Source organism: Nostoc sp., assembly GCF_036917395.1.
Classification (GTDB): domain Bacteria; phylum Cyanobacteriota; class Cyanobacteriia; order Cyanobacteriales; family Nostocaceae; genus Nostoc.
Map to the genome: position 1 here is coordinate 45,841 of NZ_JBALDI010000078.1, position 19,629 is coordinate 65,469.

Annotated in this window: 14 protein-coding genes and 1 pseudogene; 9 read left to right on the plus strand and 6 right to left on the minus strand. The window is 41.5% G+C overall.

Annotation, left to right across the window (positions count from 1 at the left end; all coding sequences use genetic code 11):
* Nucleotides 1-31: 31 nt before the first annotated feature.
* From V7K46_RS26680 to V7K46_RS26700, 5 genes are all read left to right on the plus strand, one after another.
* On the plus strand, nucleotides 32-397 hold the full coding sequence (locus V7K46_RS26680) for a response regulator transcription factor (RefSeq protein WP_335118555.1): 366 nt from the start codon (nucleotides 32-34) through the stop codon (nucleotides 395-397).
* An 89-nt stretch (nucleotides 398-486) separates the two neighbouring features.
* Entirely contained in the window at nucleotides 487-960 is a 474-nt protein-coding gene (locus V7K46_RS26685) for a chemotaxis protein CheW (protein WP_335118557.1), read from the plus strand.
* Between the two features lie 130 nt (nucleotides 961-1,090).
* On the plus strand, nucleotides 1,091-4,399 hold the full coding sequence (locus V7K46_RS26690; protein ID WP_335118559.1) for a GAF domain-containing protein: 3,309 nt from the start codon (nucleotides 1,091-1,093) through the stop codon (nucleotides 4,397-4,399).
* Nucleotides 4,400-4,522: 123 nt separating this feature from the next.
* On the plus strand, nucleotides 4,523-4,873 hold the full coding sequence (locus V7K46_RS26695; protein ID WP_335118561.1) for a four helix bundle protein: 351 nt from the start codon (nucleotides 4,523-4,525) through the stop codon (nucleotides 4,871-4,873).
* A gap of 48 nt (nucleotides 4,874-4,921) precedes the next feature.
* Nucleotides 4,922-8,548, plus strand: a complete 3,627-nt coding sequence (locus V7K46_RS26700) for a hybrid sensor histidine kinase/response regulator (RefSeq protein ID WP_335118563.1) — start codon at nucleotides 4,922-4,924, stop codon at nucleotides 8,546-8,548.
* Between the two features lie 22 nt (nucleotides 8,549-8,570).
* Here the strand turns inward: V7K46_RS26700 and V7K46_RS26705 are convergent.
* The 3 genes and pseudogenes from V7K46_RS26705 to V7K46_RS26715 form a co-directional block, all read right to left on the minus strand.
* Nucleotides 8,571-9,320 (minus strand): annotated as a pseudogene (locus V7K46_RS26705) (Uma2 family endonuclease).
* A 54-nt stretch (nucleotides 9,321-9,374) separates the two neighbouring features.
* A complete protein-coding gene (locus V7K46_RS26710) occupies nucleotides 9,375-10,268 on the minus strand; it encodes an ABC transporter permease (protein ID WP_335118565.1) in 894 nt (297 codons plus the stop codon).
* Nucleotides 10,269-10,316: 48 nt separating this feature from the next.
* Entirely contained in the window at nucleotides 10,317-11,402 is a 1,086-nt protein-coding gene (locus tag V7K46_RS26715; protein ID WP_335118808.1) for an ABC transporter substrate-binding protein, read from the minus strand.
* A gap of 531 nt (nucleotides 11,403-11,933) precedes the next feature.
* On the opposite strand from V7K46_RS26715, the gene cruF reads away from it, so the two are divergent.
* Both cruF and cruG read left to right on the plus strand, forming a co-directional pair.
* Nucleotides 11,934-12,842: a gamma-carotene 1'-hydroxylase CruF gene (gene cruF, locus V7K46_RS26720; protein ID WP_335118567.1), complete on the plus strand. Its 909-nt coding sequence runs from the start codon at nucleotides 11,934-11,936 to the stop codon at nucleotides 12,840-12,842.
* A 132-nt stretch (nucleotides 12,843-12,974) separates the two neighbouring features.
* Nucleotides 12,975-14,195, plus strand: a complete 1,221-nt coding sequence (gene cruG, locus V7K46_RS26725; protein WP_335118569.1) for a 2'-O-glycosyltransferase CruG — start codon at nucleotides 12,975-12,977, stop codon at nucleotides 14,193-14,195.
* A gap of 40 nt (nucleotides 14,196-14,235) precedes the next feature.
* On the opposite strand, the gene rnhA is transcribed toward cruG, so the two are convergent.
* Together rnhA and V7K46_RS26735 are read right to left on the minus strand one after the other, a co-directional pair.
* Nucleotides 14,236-15,144: a ribonuclease HI gene (rnhA, locus tag V7K46_RS26730; protein ID WP_335118571.1), complete on the minus strand. Its 909-nt coding sequence runs from the start codon at nucleotides 15,142-15,144 to the stop codon at nucleotides 14,236-14,238.
* A 265-nt stretch (nucleotides 15,145-15,409) separates the two neighbouring features.
* Complete coding sequence (locus tag V7K46_RS26735; protein ID WP_335118573.1) at nucleotides 15,410-15,553, minus strand: hypothetical protein; 144 nt, start codon at nucleotides 15,551-15,553, stop codon at nucleotides 15,410-15,412.
* A gap of 159 nt (nucleotides 15,554-15,712) precedes the next feature.
* Here V7K46_RS26735 and V7K46_RS26740 point away from each other — a divergent pair, with 159 nt between their 5' ends.
* Both V7K46_RS26740 and V7K46_RS26745 read left to right on the plus strand, forming a co-directional pair.
* Nucleotides 15,713-16,969, plus strand: coding sequence for a vWA domain-containing protein (locus V7K46_RS26740; RefSeq protein ID WP_335118575.1), 1,257 nt, complete (start codon nucleotides 15,713-15,715; stop codon nucleotides 16,967-16,969).
* Complete coding sequence (locus V7K46_RS26745; protein WP_335118577.1) at nucleotides 16,966-18,246, plus strand: vWA domain-containing protein; 1,281 nt, start codon at nucleotides 16,966-16,968, stop codon at nucleotides 18,244-18,246. The genes V7K46_RS26740 and V7K46_RS26745 overlap by 4 nt, the downstream gene beginning before the upstream one ends.
* A gap of 690 nt (nucleotides 18,247-18,936) precedes the next feature.
* Here V7K46_RS26745 and V7K46_RS26750 read toward each other — a convergent pair.
* A complete protein-coding gene (locus V7K46_RS26750; RefSeq protein WP_335118579.1) occupies nucleotides 18,937-19,560 on the minus strand; it encodes a chemotaxis protein CheB in 624 nt (207 codons plus the stop codon).
* Nucleotides 19,561-19,629: the final 69 nt, after the last annotated feature.

The window sequence follows — 19,629 nt, forward strand, 5'->3', positions numbered from 1 at the left end:
CATTCTGAGAAAAGTTTAACGAGTAATTGCCATGAATACTGTTTTAGTTGTTGAAGATGGCTTAACTGATATGGAAATAATCAGCCGTTACTTACAACAGGCAGGTTATTCTGTAATTAGCGCCACAAGTAGTGAAGAGGCCCAAGATAAAATAGATAAAAATAAACCAGACCTAATATTTCTCGACGTAATTTTACCAGGGAAAAGTGGCTTTGAAATTTGCCGAGAACTGAAAACCAATCCCAACACTAGCGAAATACCTGTGGTTTTTTGCTCTACCAAAAATAGTGATGTAGATAAAATTTGGGGTAATATGTTGGGCGCTGATGGTTATTTATCAAAACCGATTGTTCGAGAGGAATTAGTGGGAATGTTGAAGCTGTTAATTAATAAATAATAATGTCCAAAAAGTCACTAATTATAAATTAAAGAATAATTCAAAATAGTGGCTAAAGATAAATCATCAAGGATAAAGGAGCAATAATTTTGGAAACCCAGGAAAAGTTTTTAAGTTTTAATTTAGGAGTAAGTGATACAGCCGTAATTTCGTTACAACACATCACAGAAGTTTTGCAAGTATCATTACCAGAAATATGTGGCGTTCCTCAAATGCCCAGTAGCGTCTTGGGTATTTATAACTGGCGCGGTGAAATGCTTTGGTTGATAGATTTAGAGGCAATGTTAGGTTATCCTCCAATTTTGCAAAGACCAAATTTACTTTCAAGAATGATGGCGATTGTTCTGGAAAATAAGGGTAAGTATTTGGGACTATTGGTGCGACAGCTTATAGATATTGAATGGCTGGATACTAAAGAAATGAAACCCGCAACTGCTGAATTATTTTATCCTAAAATATCACCTTTTTTACAAGGATACTTTATTAATGATTCGGAGGATATGATTTTTAATCTGGATGCCACAACTATTATCCAAGCTCCCATGTGGGGAATTCATAATTGAACATTTAGTAATGGGTGATTAGTTACGTGTAGTATTTTGAAAATTCCTAATCCTTAATTACGAAATACCAGTTAATTCTAATCTGCCACATATAAAAGTAGTATAAATCACAATTTTGGAGGTTAATTACATGACATTTTTGTATAATAATAGCCATGAAAATGATCATCTAATTTCTGAATTAAAAAATCAGAATGGAAACGCAAATATAGCGAATATTGCTAGCAATGAAATATCTTTATTAAATGCAATCGCTCAGGAATTTAAAATTTGGCGGCGACAGTTACAAGACATCGCAACTCATATGCGTCAAGCGCCAGACCTTGATACATTACTCAAAATCACTGTAGCGCAGATTAGAGAAAAGATTGGCTGCGATCGCGCCTTGATTTATCAGTTTACTTCTCTAGAATCAGGTAATGTTTTAGCAGAATCCAGAACATTAGGTTGGACACCGACTTTAGGCGAAAATATTCCAGGAATTATTTTTGGCTTATATACCAATCAAGACTATATAGAACCTGTAGTTATTGACGATATCAATCAGATACAACTTACACCTTATCAAAAGCAACTGTTAGAGAAGTTTCAAATTAAAGCTAGTTTGAGTTTACCGATTTTAGTAGAAGGTAAAGTATGGGGGTTACTGGCAGTAAATAATTGTAATTCAACGCGACAGTGGCAAGAGGTAGAAATTAGCCTACTATCTCAAATTACAACAGAATTGACCTACAAATTGCAGAGCTTTGAATTCCAAAAAGAACAGCAACAGCGGATACTAGCAAAAAAATCGGTAGCTAAAGTCATCGATAAAATTCTGCGGGTATCAAATGTCGATAAGCTTTTTCAAACAACCACTCAAGAAGTACGTCAATTACTAAAATGCGATCGCGTCGGCGTCTATCGCTTCAAACCTGACTGGAGTGGCGAGTTTGTCGCGGAGTCAGTGGGTAATGGCTGGATAAAAATGGTCAGCCCTGATTTTTACATGGTCTGGGAAGATACCCACTTACAAGACACTCAAGGAGGACGTTATGCCAAGGGTGAAAGCTTTGTGGTCAATGACATTTATCAAATGGGTCATGCTCAATGTCACATTGACATTTTAGAGCAGTATGAAATGAAGGCTTACATCATTGCGCCAATATTTTCTGGAGAAAAATTATGGGGTTTGCTGGCAGCTTATCAAAATTCTGGACCTCGTGATTGGCAACCTTGGGAAGAAACCTTTGTGACTCAAATTGGGTTGCAATTTGGTGTGGCTATCTCACAAGGGGAATATCTGGAACAAGTGCAGACGAAATCTGACCAACTAGCTCAAATAGTTGAACAAGAGAAAGCTTTCACTAAGATAGTCAACCGTATCAGACAATCTTTAGATGTAGATAGTGTCTTCAAAACAACCACCCAAGAAGTGCGTCAATCATTGCAATGCGATCGCGTCGCAGTCTATCGCTTTAACCCTGACTGGGGTGGCGAATTTGTGGCTGAGTCTGTGGGTACTGGTTGGACAAAACTGGTAGGCCCTGATATTAAAACCGTTTTGGACGATACCTACTTGCAAGAAACTAAGGGAGGTAGGTATGCCAAAGGTGAAAACTTTATCGTTAATGACATCTATCAACTAGGGCTTGCTCCTTGCCATATTGAGATTTTAGACCAGTTTGAAGCCAAAGCTTACATAATTGTTCCTATATTCTTTGGGGATAAATTATGGGGTTTGCTGGCAGCTTATCAAAATTCTAGCCCCCGTGAATGGGAAACTTGGGAAGCGAACTTTTTGGTTCAGACTAGCTTGCAATTTAGCCTAGCTAAATCACAGATAGATTATTTGGAATTAGTTCGGTTAAAATCTGATAAACTAGCTCAGATAGCGGAACAAGAGAAAGCTCTCACCAAGATCAGTAACCGCATCCGGCAATCTTTAGATGTAGAAGAAATATTCAAAACAACCACTCAAGAAGTACGGCAATTACTGCGATGCGATCGCGTCGCAGTCTATCGCTTCAACCCTAATTGGAGTGGCGAATTTGTAGCAGAATCAGTAGGTCATACTTGGGTAAAACTGGTAGGCCCCGATATCAAAACTGTCTGGGAAGATACCCACTTACAAGAAACTCAGGGAGGTCGATATGTTGAAGGAGAAAACTTTGTTGTAAATGACATCTACCAGGTGGGTCATTTCCCCTGCCACATTGAGATGTTAGAACAGTTTGAAGTCAAAGCTTATATGATTGTTCCTGTATTTGCTGGGGAAGAATTGTGGGGATTGCTGGCAGCTTATCAAAATTCTGGAACTCGTGATTGGGAAGAATCGGAAGTCACCTTATTAACACGCATTGGTAATCAGTTAGGACTGGGATTACAACAGACTGAATTTTTGCAACAAGTACAAGCGCAGTCAGCAAAATTAGCAGAAGCAGGAGCACGGGAAAAGGCAGCCAAGGAGTTACTACAACAACGATCTATTCAACTTCTAACAGCCCTTAGACCCGCCCTCAACGGCAACTTAACGGTACGCGCACCGATTACAGAAGACGAGCTAGGCACGATCGCCGATGCTTACAATAATACTCTGCAAGCGCTGCGGCAAATAGTTATTCAGGTACAGGGAGCTGCTCAACAAGTTGCCCAAACTTCTAGCAATAGCGACGCTTCACTGGCGGGACTGACCAATCTGGCGCAACAACAATCTGAGGAAATTACCGCAGCATTAGGCGAAATTCAACAGATGGTGGACTCTACTCAAGCTGTAGTAGCGAATGCTGAGTTAGTGCAACTAGCAGTGCAACAAGCCAATCAAACTGTAGAGTCTGGCGATACCGCCATGAACCTGACTGTAAAAGCAATCCAAGGAATTCGCGAAACCGTTGCTCAAACCAGCAAAAAAATTAAACGCCTCAGTGAATCTTCGCAAAAAATCTCTAAAGTGGTGAATTTGATTGGTAATTTTGCCACACAGACAAACGTACTGGCTCTGAATGCAGCCATTGAAGCTACTCGTGCCGGTGAATATGGCAAAGGCTTTGCAGTTGTAGCTGATGAAGTCCGTTCTTTATCTCGCCAGTCAGCAGCAGCAACCATCGAAATAGAAAAATTAGTCCAGGAGATTCAAGCAGAAACCGGAGAAGTTGCAGTAGCGATGGAAACTGGTATTCAGCAGGTGGTAGAAGGTACAAATCTTGTCAGTGATACTCGTCAAAACTTAAATGCGATCGTTTCTGCAACTGCCGAAATTAGTCACCTAATCGAGCGAATTACCGCAGCGACTCAAAAACAAATGGCGCAATCTGTAACAGTAACTAAATCAATGGAAGATGTAGCAGAAATTGCTAATAAAACTTTTGCTGAATCTCAAGAAATTGCTACTGTGTTCCAAGGTTTATCAGGAATGGCGCAAGAACTATTAACAACTGCTAGTAAGTTTAAAGTAAATTGAAAAAAAGTTAGGAGTTATTGGGTCAAAGCATTAGTTAGATAAATCATGATCTGATTCGCAACTTGGAAAATGCTTTGACCTTAAATAATTCTAATTTTTGAGTTGAAGATAGGAGAACATTAATTGCCAGAAAGTATTATTCAGCAGAAGAGTTTTAAATCTGTTTTGGAAATTATTCACCTATATATTAAACTGCAAGAGCAACGGGAATATGTGCTTTCTAAGCAATTATTACGCAGTGAAACAAGTATTGGCACAAATGTCGAAGAAGCTAGTGGGGGTCAGAGTAGAAAGGATTTCTTGGCAAAAATGTATATTGCTTATAAAGAAGCTAGAGAAACTAAATACTGGCTACGTTTACTACAACAGTCTAATCTAGTAAATATTGATTTAACAAATGAACTAATCTATGCAGATGAAATCATTCGGATTTTGAGTTCAATAGTCAAGAGAACTGAAAAATCAATTGGTTAATTAACTCCCAACTCCCAACTCCTAACTCCTAACTCCTAACTCCTAACTATGATTACAGATAACGAAATTCGCGAACAAGGATACATCTACTTTCTGGCTGAAGCTCCAGAATTAGTCCAAATTATTGAACAAGAACTATTTAGCTTATCGGAAGGTTATAGCATTGCCAAAGTTCATAACTTAATGCGGGCTACTCATACACTTAAAGGTGGCGCTGCTAATGTTGGGCTAGAAGTAATTAAGATGATAGCCCATTTTTTAGAAGATGTATTTAAGGCTCTATATAATCCACAAGTGGTAGTTGATGCAGAGTTGCAAACACTTTTGTTACAAGCTTATGAGTGTCTGAGCATAGCATTAAATACCGAGCTAATAGGCAGTACTATTAATGATGAAGAACTCCTCCATAGAGCAACTTCAGTGTTTGCACAGTTGCAAGAAAAACTGGGCGATGCATTTGGTGCTGAGTCTCATATTCCCAGTTCTGAAGAATTGGGATTTGATATTGTACAGTCTGTTTTTGAAGTGGGAGTAGAGCAACGTCTAAACAGTATTGCTGACGCTGTTAACAATCCACCAAATAGTGACGAATTTATCGAGTTTTTACACTCTCAAGCTGAAGTGTTTTTCGGATTAGCAGAATCTTTAAATTTACCTGGATTGGGAGAAATAGCCCAAACAATTCTGTTAGCGCTGCAAGCAAATCCCACGCACGTGCAGCAAATTGCAGAAATTGCCCTTGCAGATTTACAACAAGCACAACAATTAGTATTAGAAGGCGATCGCACATTTGGTGGAGAAACTTCTCCAGGTTTGCGAAAACTCACGATAGTGGCAAATAATGAGTCATCTGGAGAATTACAAAATAATTCCTCTGCTGGCGCATTTATTGTCAATGAAGAACAATTTTACCAGTTTCTCACTACATCTGATCACAATAAAAACGAATCCGTAAACCCAACAACTGCCAAGTTTTATTTAAAAGTAATTCGCTACATTTTTGGCTGGTTTAATCACCAGATGGAAATACCAGAGCCAGAACTCAGTTTGACTTTACTGGTTCCCATATTAGAAAGAAAAAGTCTACTTAATTATATCGAAAACTGGCTGAAAAAGTTTCTTAATTTTGTCCAAGAGGAAGAAGATAGTCAAAGTCTTTGTATTTATCGACGTGGGATTATCTTAATCATCCTATTCGCAGTTGCAAAATTTCAATATTCTATTAAACCATCTGACAGCTACCTCTCAGTAATTAAAATATTACAAAACCGAATTCATACATTAGCACAAGAATATAAAAATTATCTTCCTGTTACTGGCGAGGAGAAAAATTGGCTTGATAGTCCCAAGTTACAAACACTGTTAATTCTTAAAGAAATATCTAAATCTCTATCTGATCAAGCAACTAATAACCTCCTAGAATCAATATGGGGAGAAGAAGTTAGCCAAAATATTGCTGCTGAAATCGTGACGTTTCAGAATGATGATTCTTCAGAAAAGCTTGATTCATTAACTGTCAGTGAGCAGGTAGTTACAGATGGTTCGGAAACAGCTATTGAAGTCATGCCTGATTTAACTACACAAATCAACATAGAAATAGAAGATAAATTACAGGATGTTCAAACTAAAAATTTTCGCCAACCTTCATTTATTCGAGTAGATACAGAGAGACTGCAACACCTCAATTATCTAGCAGGAGAATTGCTGATTTACCAAAAACGGCGTAGTTTGCAAGATGAACAAGTCAAAGAAATAATTGAGCAATTAATACAGCAACTAACTAGACACCAAACAACTTTAAATGAATTACGTGATTTACCATTACAAATACAAAATATTACCTTACAACAAACGCAAAATTTTGCAGTGAAGTTTGACTCTTTAGAAATGGATGTCTATACAGAATTTCATATGACATTGCATGAAGCAATAGAAGAGACACTACAACTACAAGAAACCACAGAGTCGCTTGACTTACTCGTGACACAAGCTGCTCAAATTAGTGACAAACAAGAGAATTTAACTCTTAATATTATAGATAGCTTAGTAGAAGCACGAATGTTGCCTTTGGGCAATATCCTAAATCGCTTTCCCCACATGGTAAATAAGTTGGGGAATGTTTATGACAAACTTGTAGAATTGAAACTTAATGGTACAGCAGTACTAGTAGATAAAGCGATCGCAGAAAAGCTCTACGATCCCTTATTACACTTAGTGCGTAATGCTTTTGACCACGGTATTGAAGCTTCACAAGTTCGCCAAGAGCTTGGTAAACCAGAACAAGGTTTAATCGAAATCTGCGCTTATCATCAGGGTAGCCAAACTGTTATCGAAGTTCGGGATGATGGTCAGGGATTGAATTTAGAGAGAATTCGCAGAAAAGCTGCTGAATTTTATCCCATACAAACTGAAGACAAAACTAGAGATTATACTTCTAATCTGGCTGAATCTGAACTTTTAGATTTGATATTTTCACCGGGATTTTCTACCGCTAATAAAGTGAGTGAAATTTCTGGGCGCGGTATGGGTTTAGATATTGTGCGTACTCAAATGCACGCGCTCAACGGCTCAATTTCAGTTGAATCCTTGCCCAACCAAGGAACAATATTCATACTCAAAATTCCTTTTTCTATGACTACAGAAAAATTAATGCTAGTTCAATCCAAAGGTGTTGTTTATGCCCTGATTTTGGACAGTATCGAAAAAATATTGATTCCCTCTGAACAACAGATTAAAGAAATTGAAGGAAAAAAAGTCTTGCATTGGAACACAGACAATGATGAGACTATGGTCAGCCTCCGTCAACTTTCAAAGTTGATTGATTATAATGGTTCATTCTTGAATAGTAGTACTTTATACAACACATCAAATACTCACGACCCAAGCATAGCCAAAAATCCGGTGCTTTTGCTACGACGAAATCAGGGAACATTTGCTTTAGAAGTTGACCAAATCATTGGTGAACAAGAACTGGTAATTAGACCTTTAGGAAATGCGATCGCACCGCCAAAATATATTTATGGTTGTAGTAGTTTAGCTAATGGTAATCTCATCTTAGTGATTGATGCTTCATTGCTGGTATCTAACGAGATCCAAGAAACAACACTTGATATCATGGCGTTACCAATAGCTTCTTCCTCAAATAAAAAAGCCTTGCCGATATCAGGACACACTTTTTCATCTACACGATTACTTGCTGCATCTACTTCTACAACAACTATAGAAACCCAACCCAGTTATTCTCAAGAGCCAGATCATAAATCACCAAAAGTTATTTTAGTAGTAGATGACGCAATTAGTCTGCGGCAGACTCTCTCTCTGACTCTGCAAAAATCTGGCTATCAAGTAATACAAGCCCAAAATGGTGTAGAAGCTCTAGAAAAGTTGCAGTTACATCCTGAAATTCAAGTTGTCGTCTCCGATTTAGAGATGCCACGAATGAATGGTTTTGAGTTGTTGAGCAATTTCCGTCAATACCCTAATTTCGCCAAAATACCTGTAGTGATTCTCACTTCTCGCAGCGCTGAAAAACATCGTCAGCTTGCCCAAGAATTGGGTGCAAAGGCTTACTTGACCAAGCCTTATTTAGAGCATGAGTTTCTCTCTACAATTAAGGGTTTAATGAACAGTAATACAGATGATTTTAACCATTTACTCATGGTGAAAAATCATTGATAATTTGGAAAATTATATCGTCTTAATTACCAGGTAGATTATTTGGATCTACACCTAAAGAGCGTAAATACTGCGCTAACTTTTCAGCCCTTTGCCGTTCTTGTTCAGCCCTTTGTCGCTCCTGTTGTGCCTGTTCTGCGTCTGTCAAATAGCGGTTTCCTTGCTGATCATACCAACATAAAAACTCCTGTTGTATTCCGGCAATTACAGCTTGGTGTCGCCCAATACCTAACCCCACCTCTGACATCAAATAGGGTTCACCTATTTGTAGTTGGTAGTTTCCATCTATCAACTTATACACTTCAAAGGGTTGATGTTGGTCGCGTCGCCAAAACTCAGGGTTATAAATTATGTAGTATAATACACCGAGTTTCCGGTATATATCTAGCTTTTCGTCATATTCACCTCCTGGGGTGTGGGATACCATTTCTAATGTGAATATTGGAACTATCCCCTTTTCTTCCCAAACCGCGTAACTTTTGCGTGATTTGCCACCCTTTTTGCGTTCTACTCCCACACTTAAAAAAGCATCTGGCACTACTGGGACTCTAGGATTTACTCCTGTGGTGTGATAGACTCCCATATCTACTCCGAAGTACCAATCCATGCGATTTGCCCAAATAGAGTTGAGTAAGAAAAGTAAAATGTTGGGCAAAAAGTTTTGGTCTAGGCTTCGCCAAGCCCTTCAGTCTACGTTATCCACTGGTGTATCGTCTGAACAGGGAAGTTCATCAGTGGTTGGTAACGCATTTTTGAGATCAGGTGAGAGCATAACCGTTGTCTCGCTGGCGTTTAATGCCCTTATTATAGGTTAGTGAGGGAAAGTTTAGAGTTTGGGTGCAGGTTCACCAAACTTAATCAAAAGCGCGATCGCAATACTAACAAGCAAAATTAACGTCATACTCAAGGCTGAACCAAATCCCCAATTTTGCGTTGCTCCAAGAAACTGGTTATAAACTAACCGCGCCGCCGTCATACTAGAAGCACCACCAAGTAATTCTGGATCGACAAAATCCCCCAAGCCTGTGATGAATACAAGCATAGAAGCAGCCGCAATTCCAGGAAAAATTTGTGGTACGGTTACTTGCCAAAAAGTTTCCACCGGATTTGCACCTAAATCAGCCGCTGCTTCTAACAACCGCTTGTCTAGCTTTTCGAGAGAAGCATATAAAATCAAAACCATATAAGGTAACAAGCTGTAACTCATGCCAATAAATACAGCTTGACTTTGGTTAAGTAATTCCAAAGTAGGCAAGCCTAAATTGCTGAGTAAACTGTTCAATAAACCAGTAGGACGAAGAATTGTAATCCAAGCATAGGAGCGAAGTAATGAGGAAGTCCATAAAGGTAATATAAAGCTTAATAGCAGCAAATTTCGCCAACGCTGTGGCGCTATCTGAGCAATCCAATAGGCGACAGGGAAGCCCAAAATTAAACAAATTATTGTAGTACCAAACGCAAAAAATAGCGATCGCCCAATTACTTGCACATAAAGCGGATCAAATATTCGGATATAGTTTTTGAATCCGTTGGGATTGACCAAATCTCCCGGCCGGATGTCTGCAACCAAACTTAACTCGAAAATTATCAAAGTTGGCAGCACCAACAAAAGTAATAACCAAATCCCAGATGGTGCAAGTAATACCAAAGGTTGCAGCCAGTTTCCTCGCAAGCGATGCAATTCTTCTATTTTAGAAATATCGTTTTTTTCAAAATTCACCACTTATAACTCCTAACTCCTGTACAGACGCGATTAATCGCGTCTATTTTAGCTACTAGTTAATTGAGTCCAATAGCGATCGTAAACCTCTTCAAATTCTCCTACAGGGGTAACACGTTCACAATTTGCTAAAAACGACTCTGATGGAAATAAATTAGCATTGTTTTGGATTGCTTTTGGCAATTGTTCAAATCCAGCACTATTAGGCGTAGAAATACTCAGACGCTGACTGATTTTGGCCGCTAATTCTGGTTGCAGAATCATGTTAATCCAAGCATAAGCTCCAGCTAAATTGGGGGCTGTTTTGGGAATAACAATAGTGTCTGTCCATAATGAAGAACCGCTGCGAGGAATCACATATTTTAGTTTAGGATTTTCTTTAGAGATTTTCACCGCATCTGCTGAATAGCACATTGCCAATAGTAAATCTCCTGCTAAAATTTGATTTTGCCAAGCATCGGTGTCAAAACGTGCGATCGCAGGTTTTAGCACCTTCAACTTTTCATAAGCTTGTTTGATTTGTTGTTCATTTTTTGAGTTGTAAGAATAACCTAGCATCCGTAACGTCGCACCCATAACTTCTCGAACATCATTGAGCAAGGTCATCCGCTGATTAAGTTGGTCTTGGTTTTGCCAAAGGTAATCCCAGTCTTGTGGTGCATCTTTTATTTTTTCGGAATTGTAAAGGAAACCTGTTGTTCCCCAATTAAAAGGGATACTATATCGGTTATTGGGGTCATAACTAGGATTCTGAAACCGGGGAAATAAATTCTCTAAACCGATTAAGCTATCGTGATTTATTTCTGTTAACAAACCTTTCTTTACCATCTTCTGCACCATATAATCAGATGGATAGATGATGCTGTAAGTCCCACCGCCTCCAGCTTGCAACTTAGCCAGCATCACATCATTGGAATCATATACATCTGCTAGCACTTTCATACCAGTTTGGGTGCTAAAGGTTTTCAGTAATTGGTTGTCAGTATATTGCGTCCAGGTAAAGATATAAAGTTGGTCACGTTGACCAGAAGTCTTAGAATTAGCACGGACTTCACCCAGCCTCCAGCCACAACTAACTAAAGATAAGCTAGAAAGCGCTGCCACCCCTTTTAAAAATTGCCGTCTGTTAGTCATTAAGTTAGAAGTCATTCATCGACAACTTCTAGATTACGGTATACCTCATAGCCCCTGGCGTGATTTTCTGGGGTAAATGTATCATTCTTCACACTTACCAAACGCACCCTTTCCTTCTCCTATGGTCGCCCACTACGCGAATGTACGCTCTACGAACGGGTGAGATGTGGCGCTTCTGTCGGAGTTAGCTAAAGACTTTATTTTACTTTCGGACTTGGTTAATCTATGATGGTTGTCCTGCCTCAAGCAGATCCCTGGATGAAAAGAGTTTTTCACCATACGGGTATCAGTGGGACAAAAAACCAGAAGTTTTTGCAGATGAAATTATGTAGATTTTGACTATATGGCTTACACTAGTAGGTTTATCATCATATTTCTTATAGCTTCAATCAATAGGCTGTTATGCTGTTCCCAAGAAAGCCAAACAAGTTTGTAGAGAATTGCGGCACAAAGTATTTAAATATGTTGTTAAACATTTGTAAACTGTTAGCAGCCGAGTAGCCGCGTGTCACATCTTGTTAAGGAATTATTATGAGACAACTTGTTATCGTTGAGCGCGTATGCCTCATTGGTCATATCGTGTCAAAAGCCTTTGGATTGGTAGGGATGCTACTGGTCGTACCTAATGCTGAAATAATTTTAAACTTATCGCAGGTTGGCGAAACTGCCATACAGTTAAGTATGGCTGGTGGCGGTGTAGTTGATATCATATTGGGGACAATAGCTGTCTCTATTTATGCCTACCGGACATTGGGATTGGGAACTTGGTTAGCATTTATGCTGCCGGCTATGTTTATCTCTTTGGGAAGTGAACTACTGGGAACTAGTACAGGTTTTCCATTTGGTGATTATAGCTACTTGAGTGGCTTGGGTTATAAGATTGGGGGGCTAGTTCCTTTCACAATTCCTTTATCTTGGTTCTATGTTGGGCTGTCGTCTTATTTAATTGCAATATCTGGTTTGAAAGTGGCTCAAAAACCCAGTTGGGGACGCCATATTACTGCTATAGCCGTTGGTGCTTTGCTCTTTACTTGCTGGGATTTTGCCCTTGAGCCAGCTATGAGTCAATCTTCTCTGCCCTTCTGGTATTGGGAACAACCGGGAGCTTTCTTTGGGACACCTTACCAGAACTATGCAGGTTGGTTTGGCACTAGCGCCCTGTTTATGAGTGTGGCAGGATTGTTGTGGAGAAATACATCGATTAAATTAGAGCGATCGCAACTCAATCTACCCTTAGTCGTTTATTTAACTAACTTTGCCTTCGCCGCCGGACTAAGTGTGGCTGCTGGGTTCTCCATCCCTGTATTGCTCGGCTTATTGCTTGGTGTGGCTCCCGCCGTGGCGCTGTGGTTAAGGAGTTCAACCACACCCACTCCAGTTGCTGTTGAATCAGCAAGCAAGGAAGTATCAGTAGCAAAGGTTGAAGTTGCTTTGAAATAGCTTAGAGATTGGGGAGTTGGGAGTGGGGACTAGGAGAATAACCCATGCCCAATAACCCAATGCCCAATGCCCCATGCCCCTTGCCCCTTGCCCATTTATTTTGTATAGTCGCAATTTTAATTGTTAAGTATTTTGACAACAGTAGACAACGCTTTGATAGTAGAAAGCGCCATCTCCCTTTTATTGCTACTTATCCAAGTACCAGCAACGGCGATTCTGTTTTCGCGCCTGCTAAAGGGGCCAAGACGCCTTCCCCCAATAGAACCGCAACAGCCAACGCCGGAGCTTTTGGGTAGGGTTAGCGTCGTTGTTCCCACGCTGAACGAGGCGCTTCGCATTAGCCCTCTGTTGGCTGGTTTAAGTCAACAAAGCTACGAAGTTCGGGAAATTATTGTTGTAGACAGCAAGTCTGATGATGGCACTCCCGACTTGGTAAAAGCGACACAGCAGAAAGATCCGCGCTTTCGCGTGATGACAGATGACCCCTTACCCTCTGGTTGGGTGGGGCGTCCTTGGGCGTTGCATAACGGTTTTCTATATAGCTCTGAGGCTAGTCAGTGGTTTCTGGGGCTGGATGCTGATATCCAACCGCATCCTGGTTTGGTTGCTGGTTTGGTGAAGACGGCCGAAGCACAAGGCTATGATCTGGTTTCCCTTTCACCCCAGTTTATCCTCAAATATCCAGGAGAGTGCTGGCTACAACCGGCTTTGTTGATGACTTTGCTTTACCGATTTGACCCCGCTGGGATCAATACAGAGCAGCCAGAACGGGTGATGGCAAATGGGCAGTGTTTTTTGTGTCGTCGCTCGGTTTTAGCTGCTGTGGGTGGCTATAGCAGTGCGAGTGCTTCTTTTTGTGATGATGTCACTTTGGCACGAAAGATTGCTGCTCAAGGGTATAAAGTGGGCTTTTTAGATGGTGCAAAGGTGCTAAAGGTACGGATGTATGAAGGGGCGATGGAGACGTGGAAGGAATGGGGGCGGAGTCTGGATCTTAAAGATGCAACAACTCGATCGCAGTTGTGGGGAGATTTATGGCTACTCACATCTGTTCAGGGTCTACCCCTTTTAATTGTCCTCACTTTTTTGTTGATTTCTCCCCCACAGACGCGATTAATCGCGTCTCTACCAACTTCACTACTCCTCCTGGTGGGACTGAATTTATTCTTGGTGGTGATTCGCTTTGCTATGCTAATTGCGATCGCACCTTCTTACGATCGCAAAAGCGCCAAAGGCAGCTGGTTATTCTGGCTTTCCCCTTTGGCTGATCCCTTAGCTGTGTTGCGAATCTTCTTATCTGCGTTCCATACCCCGCGCGAGTGGCGAGGACGCAAATACAGTGCTGAATTATGAGTTATGAATTATGAATTTTCAACTCCTAACTCCTCACTCCTCACTCCTCTTCACCTCCTACTTTATCCCCGCGTTCCAGTTCCCAAAGAATTTGATTTCCTTCACGACGTACCCGTGACACTATCCAGTTTCGCCAGCGCCATTGATCTCCCCGACTGGTAACAGCGCTGGCGTGGACATCCATCAAGTCTGCTAACTCAGAACTGGTGATTAAGTAGCCTTTTTCAGAGATTTCGTCAGCGATACGCAGAGTTTCGACCAAGCTGCGGAGTTGCGAAACCCTCATTTCTGGCGGTTTCTCTTCGGTTGCGGCCGCAATTGGCCCAGTTGATGGTTCCATAAGAGTTATTTCTGGTGCAGAAGTACTGACTTGTTGTCTACTTTGGTTAATTACTCTAGAGTTTTTCTCAGAATCAGCTACTTTTGCTACATTTAGTTCATTTGTAGAAAGTAAAGATTTATAAAAATTTATCGGAGTTAATTGTTGTAGCGAAGGGATTTTCCCACTAGCATAGGTGCGAGCGATCACATCACAACGTTCGTTACCTATGTTACCAGAATGTCCCCTGACGTGTTGCCATTTTACCTGTTGGGTATTGAGTTGATCGAGAGTTTCCAAAAGGTCTTGATTTTGGACGGGTTTACCATCTGACTTTTTCCAGCCTTTATTTTTCCAGCCTTTCACCCACTTGGTAACGCAGTTAATCAGGTATTCGCTATCGGTATGAAGGGTGATGGCTTGGGCTTGTTGAGATGTTTGCAGGAATTGTAAGGCCGCGATCGCAGCTTGCATTTCCATTTTATTATTAGTGGTATGAGGAGATGCATCGCCCATTTCGTGGATTGAGCCATCGCTGAAGTAGACAACTACTCCCCAACCGCCAGGGCCAGGGTTCCCGGTGCAAGCACCATCGGTGTATATGCTTTGGATTGTGGTTTGGGTGGACATGGTTTAGGATATCAAACTGCAAAAAAGAGGCAGCGCATTGCTTTGGTTCCCAAAGTTGTAGCGACTGCGGGTTTTTAGGGCTAAAAGAGACGTAGAACCAGGTATTATGAGGATTTATCTAAGGCTGAGACATTTACATGACATTGCCTCAACTTGGAAATTGATTCATTCACATTCCCTAGCTTCCATTTTTAGTTAACGATCGCATTCTCAAATCTAATTTGTCATCCAGTCAATCTCCACCCTCCACACTTATTAATATTTGTCAAGTCTCAACTTCTGCTTTTTCTTCAAAACCCTGATCATTAAAGTGTTTTATAATTGTTAATAAACTTCCCAGTAATGCATAGCTGATCAAAGAGCGGTTGATATTGGTTAAGGTGCGTCTGGTTTTTGTCGGGTCATTCATCCCAGGCTGCCCGAAGTGACAGACGTGGGCTTCTGCCCAATTAAGCTAAGATATTCTGATTATATGAATGTATTTGTGTCGGATAGGCTTTCCGTAGAGTTAAAGTGGTGCTTTGAAGTTATTTATTAATATGTATATGCTGAATAGGGACTTTGAGTTATGAAGGTTAGTTTGCAGCCTGCCTTGAATGATGGTAATTTGGACGCGAATCAACTGAATAGTCAACGTCAGTTGGGAATTTCGATTTCGGCGATCGCCGAAAATCAAGACCGCAATGTGCCACTGAATTTATGCTTAATTCTCGATCATAGTGGTTCCATGAATGGGCGATCACTGGAAACGGTCAAAAAAGCAGCAAATCGTCTGGTAGATAGACTCAATCCTGGCGATCGCCTCAGTATTGTAGTTTTCGATCACCGTGCCAAAGTCTTAATACCTAGTCAAAGTGTCGAAAATCCAGAGAAAATCAAACAGCAAATTAACCGTTTATCTGCCGATGGTGGGACTGCGATTGATGAAGGATTGCGCTTGGGGATTGAGGAGTTGGCGAAGGGAAAAAAAGATACTGTTTCCCAAGCTTTCCTATTAACCGACGGGGAAAATGAACACGGTGATAACAATCGCTGTTTGAAATTCGCCCAATTGGCTGCTAGTTATAATTTGACTTTGAACACTTTAGGATTTGGTGACAACTGGAACCAAGATGTTTTAGAAAAAATTGCCGATGCTGGTTTGGGGACTTTATCTTATATTCAAAAACCCGAACAGGCAGTGGATGAGTTTAATCGCTTGTTCAGCCGCATTCAAACAGTGGGATTGACTAATGCTTATCTGCTATTCTCCTTGATGCCCAATGTCCGGCTAGCGGAACTCAAACCTGTTGCCCAAGTTTCCCCAGACACAATTGAGTTACCACTGCAACAAGAAACTGATGGACGTTTCGCTGTACGGTTGGGAGATTTAATGAAAGATGCGGAACGGATGATTTTAGCTAATATTTATTTGGGACAATTGCCAACAGGTGAACAAGCGATCGCTAATGTGCAAGTCCGCTATGATGATCCAGCCGCCAACCAGGTAAGTTTAATTACACCAAATATCCCAGTTTATGCCCATGTAGTCAAAAATTACCAAGCAGACCCGAATCCCCAGGTGCAACAATCTATTTTAGCATTAGCTAAGTATCGCCAAACCCAGCTAGCAGAGACGAAATTACAACAAGGCGATCGCACTGGTGCCGCGACGATGCTACAAACGGCTGCTAAAACCGCCCTACAAATGGGAGATACTGGTGCAGCGACGGTGTTGCAAACTTCTGCCACCCAGCTACAATCTGGTGGAGATTTATCCGAAAGCGATCGCAAGAAAACCAGAATTGTCTCTAAAACAATTTTGCAAGGTACCCCTTTGCAATGAAAGTTAAATTGCTATCGGCGTTAAATGACAATAATGTTGATGTGGCTCAAACAAGTAGCCAACGTCAACTGGCAATGACAATTTTTGCGATTGCTGGTGAGTTTGACCAAAATCTGCCCCTTAACCTCTGCTTGATTTTGGATAGAAGTGGTTCTATGCATGGACAGCCAATTAAAACGGTGATCCAGGCGGTGGAAAGATTAATAGATCGGTTGAAAGTAGGCGATCGCATCTCAGTTGTGGCTTTTTCTGGTTCTGCGGAAGTCATTATCCCCAACCAAGAGATCCAAGACCCCGAAAGCATCAAATCTCAAATAAAAAGCAAACTGACTGCTAGCGGCGGTACAGTCATCGCTGATGGTTTGGAACTGGGAATTACAGAACTGATGAAAGGCACAAGAGGCGCTGTTTCCCAAGCGTTTCTGCTGACGGATGGGCATGGTGAAAGCGGTTTGCGAATTTGGAAATGGGATATTGGGCGAGATGACAACAAGCGCTGTCTTGCACTTGCACAAAAGGCTGCCAAGTTGAACTTAACTATCAACACTTTCGGATTTGGCAATAACTGGAATCAGGATTTACTGGAAAAAATTGCTGATGTCGGTGGTGGGACTCTAGCCCATATTGAACGTCCTGAACAAGCTGTGGATCAGTTTAGCCGACTGTTTGGACGGATTCAGTCGATTGGGCTAACTAATGCCTACTTGCTGTTATCTCTAGTGCCCAATGTCCGACTAGCAGAATTGAAACCCATTGCCCAAGTTGCCCCAGACACAATTGAGTTACCAGTGGAAGCGGAAACTGATGGTAGCTTTGCTGTGCGTTTGGGAGATTTGATGCAAAATGTAGAACGGGTAGTTTTGGCTAACATTTATCTGGGACAATTGCCAGAAGGTAAACAAGCGATCGCCCATCTGCAAATTCGCTATGATGACCCGTTGGTTAACGAACAAGGCTTACTTTCGCCCCTTGTGCCAGTGTATGCAGATGTAGTGCGGGCGTATCAATCGGCATCGAATCCGCAGGTACAACAGTCTATTTTAGCATTAGCGAAGTATCGCCAAACCCAGTTAGCCGAGGCGAAATTGCAACAAGGCGATCGCACTGGTGCAGCCACAATGTTGCAAACAGCAGCCAAAACTGCTTTACAAATCGGAGATAAAGGGGCGGCGACAGTATTGCAAACTTCTGCCACCCGCCTGCAAGCTGGGGAAGAACTTTCCGAAGCAGACCTGAAGAAAACTAGAATTGTGTCAAAGACTGTTTTACAAGAATAGTAATCCAGCGTTGTTGATTAACGGTATGAAAGTTTCACGCCAAAGCGCAAAGCGAGAAAAAATATTTGATTCCTCAATTGAGCAACAAAGTAATCGCATATTTCTAATTTAACGTGAGTTCGATAAACCTCTCCCTGCCTTGAACTAAAGTTCAAGGCAGTCCCTCTCCGAGTCGGAGAGGGACGATTTTGCGTAGTAAAATCAGGGAGAGGTCTTTTTGATTGAGCTAATTAAGGGGAGACGCTACGCGAACAAGTCGGCACCGCCCAACGCACTGGCTCCCCTTAATCCCCTCCCCGCTTGCGGGGAGGGGAGACAAAGCGTAGCTTTGGCGGGGTGGGGTTCTTCGGGTTTAATAAGTAATCAAGCGGACATGATATGATTCAGGTAATTTCCCACCTCAAGTAAAGCAAAGTATCGCCAAACCCAGTTAGCCGAGGCGAAATTGCCACAAGGCGATCGCACTAGTACCGCAAGGCGGAAGTCATGCATTCAAAAGTCATGCATTCAAAAGAAATACAGCGTAAACGTTTCGTTGATTTGAAATGGTGAGGCAGTCCGGTCTTGGGGGTTCCCCCCATGAGGAACTGCCGTTAGCGCAGCGTTAGCGAGCCTGCGAGCGTCACCCGAAGGGGTTGTTTATTTCCGCCGCGCTGTACTAGTGCAGCATTTAATTAATATAATTACTCTTTATACTGCTAATTCCGTCATTACCAGGCTGGTCAACCTCTTGGCAATCGCCTCTGGAGCCAGAACAAAATCTACTTTCCCGGTGTCAATAGCAGCTTTTGGCATATCGAAGTACTCCGAAGTAGCTTCATCTTGAACAATCGTTGTGCCGCCATACTTTTTGATTGCCATCACTCCTAAAGCACCATCTCTGCCAAACCCACTTAGGACAACAGCAATCGCCCGGATTCCGTAATTAAGTCCTACCGACATGAATAGTTTATCCACTGAGGGGCGAACAAAGTTCATCTTTGGCGACTCTAACAGAGACAGCTTACCGTTAGCACCGACTACTAAATGCCGATCTGTAACATAAGTGTAAACTGTCCCTGGACGCATTATCTCCCCTGATTTTGCCTGCTCTACCCGCAACGCTGTATGGCGGCTGAGGATATGTGCCAGAAAACTAGGGTAGAGAGGATTCATGTGCTGAACTACAACAATCGCCGCCGGGAAATCTGCTGGTAAAGCCGATAAAATTTCGATCATTGGCTTTTGCCCGCCTATAGAAGCTCCGATCGCCACTATGTTGTAGGCAACATTGGGGAAGTGTGACAGAATTCGGTGTCGTTGTTGTAACGCCATTTTCTTCTTTGAGAATGTTTAGTGCTTAGTAGCGATCGTCTAATTAGTGCTGTAGCAGCTTGACAAGTT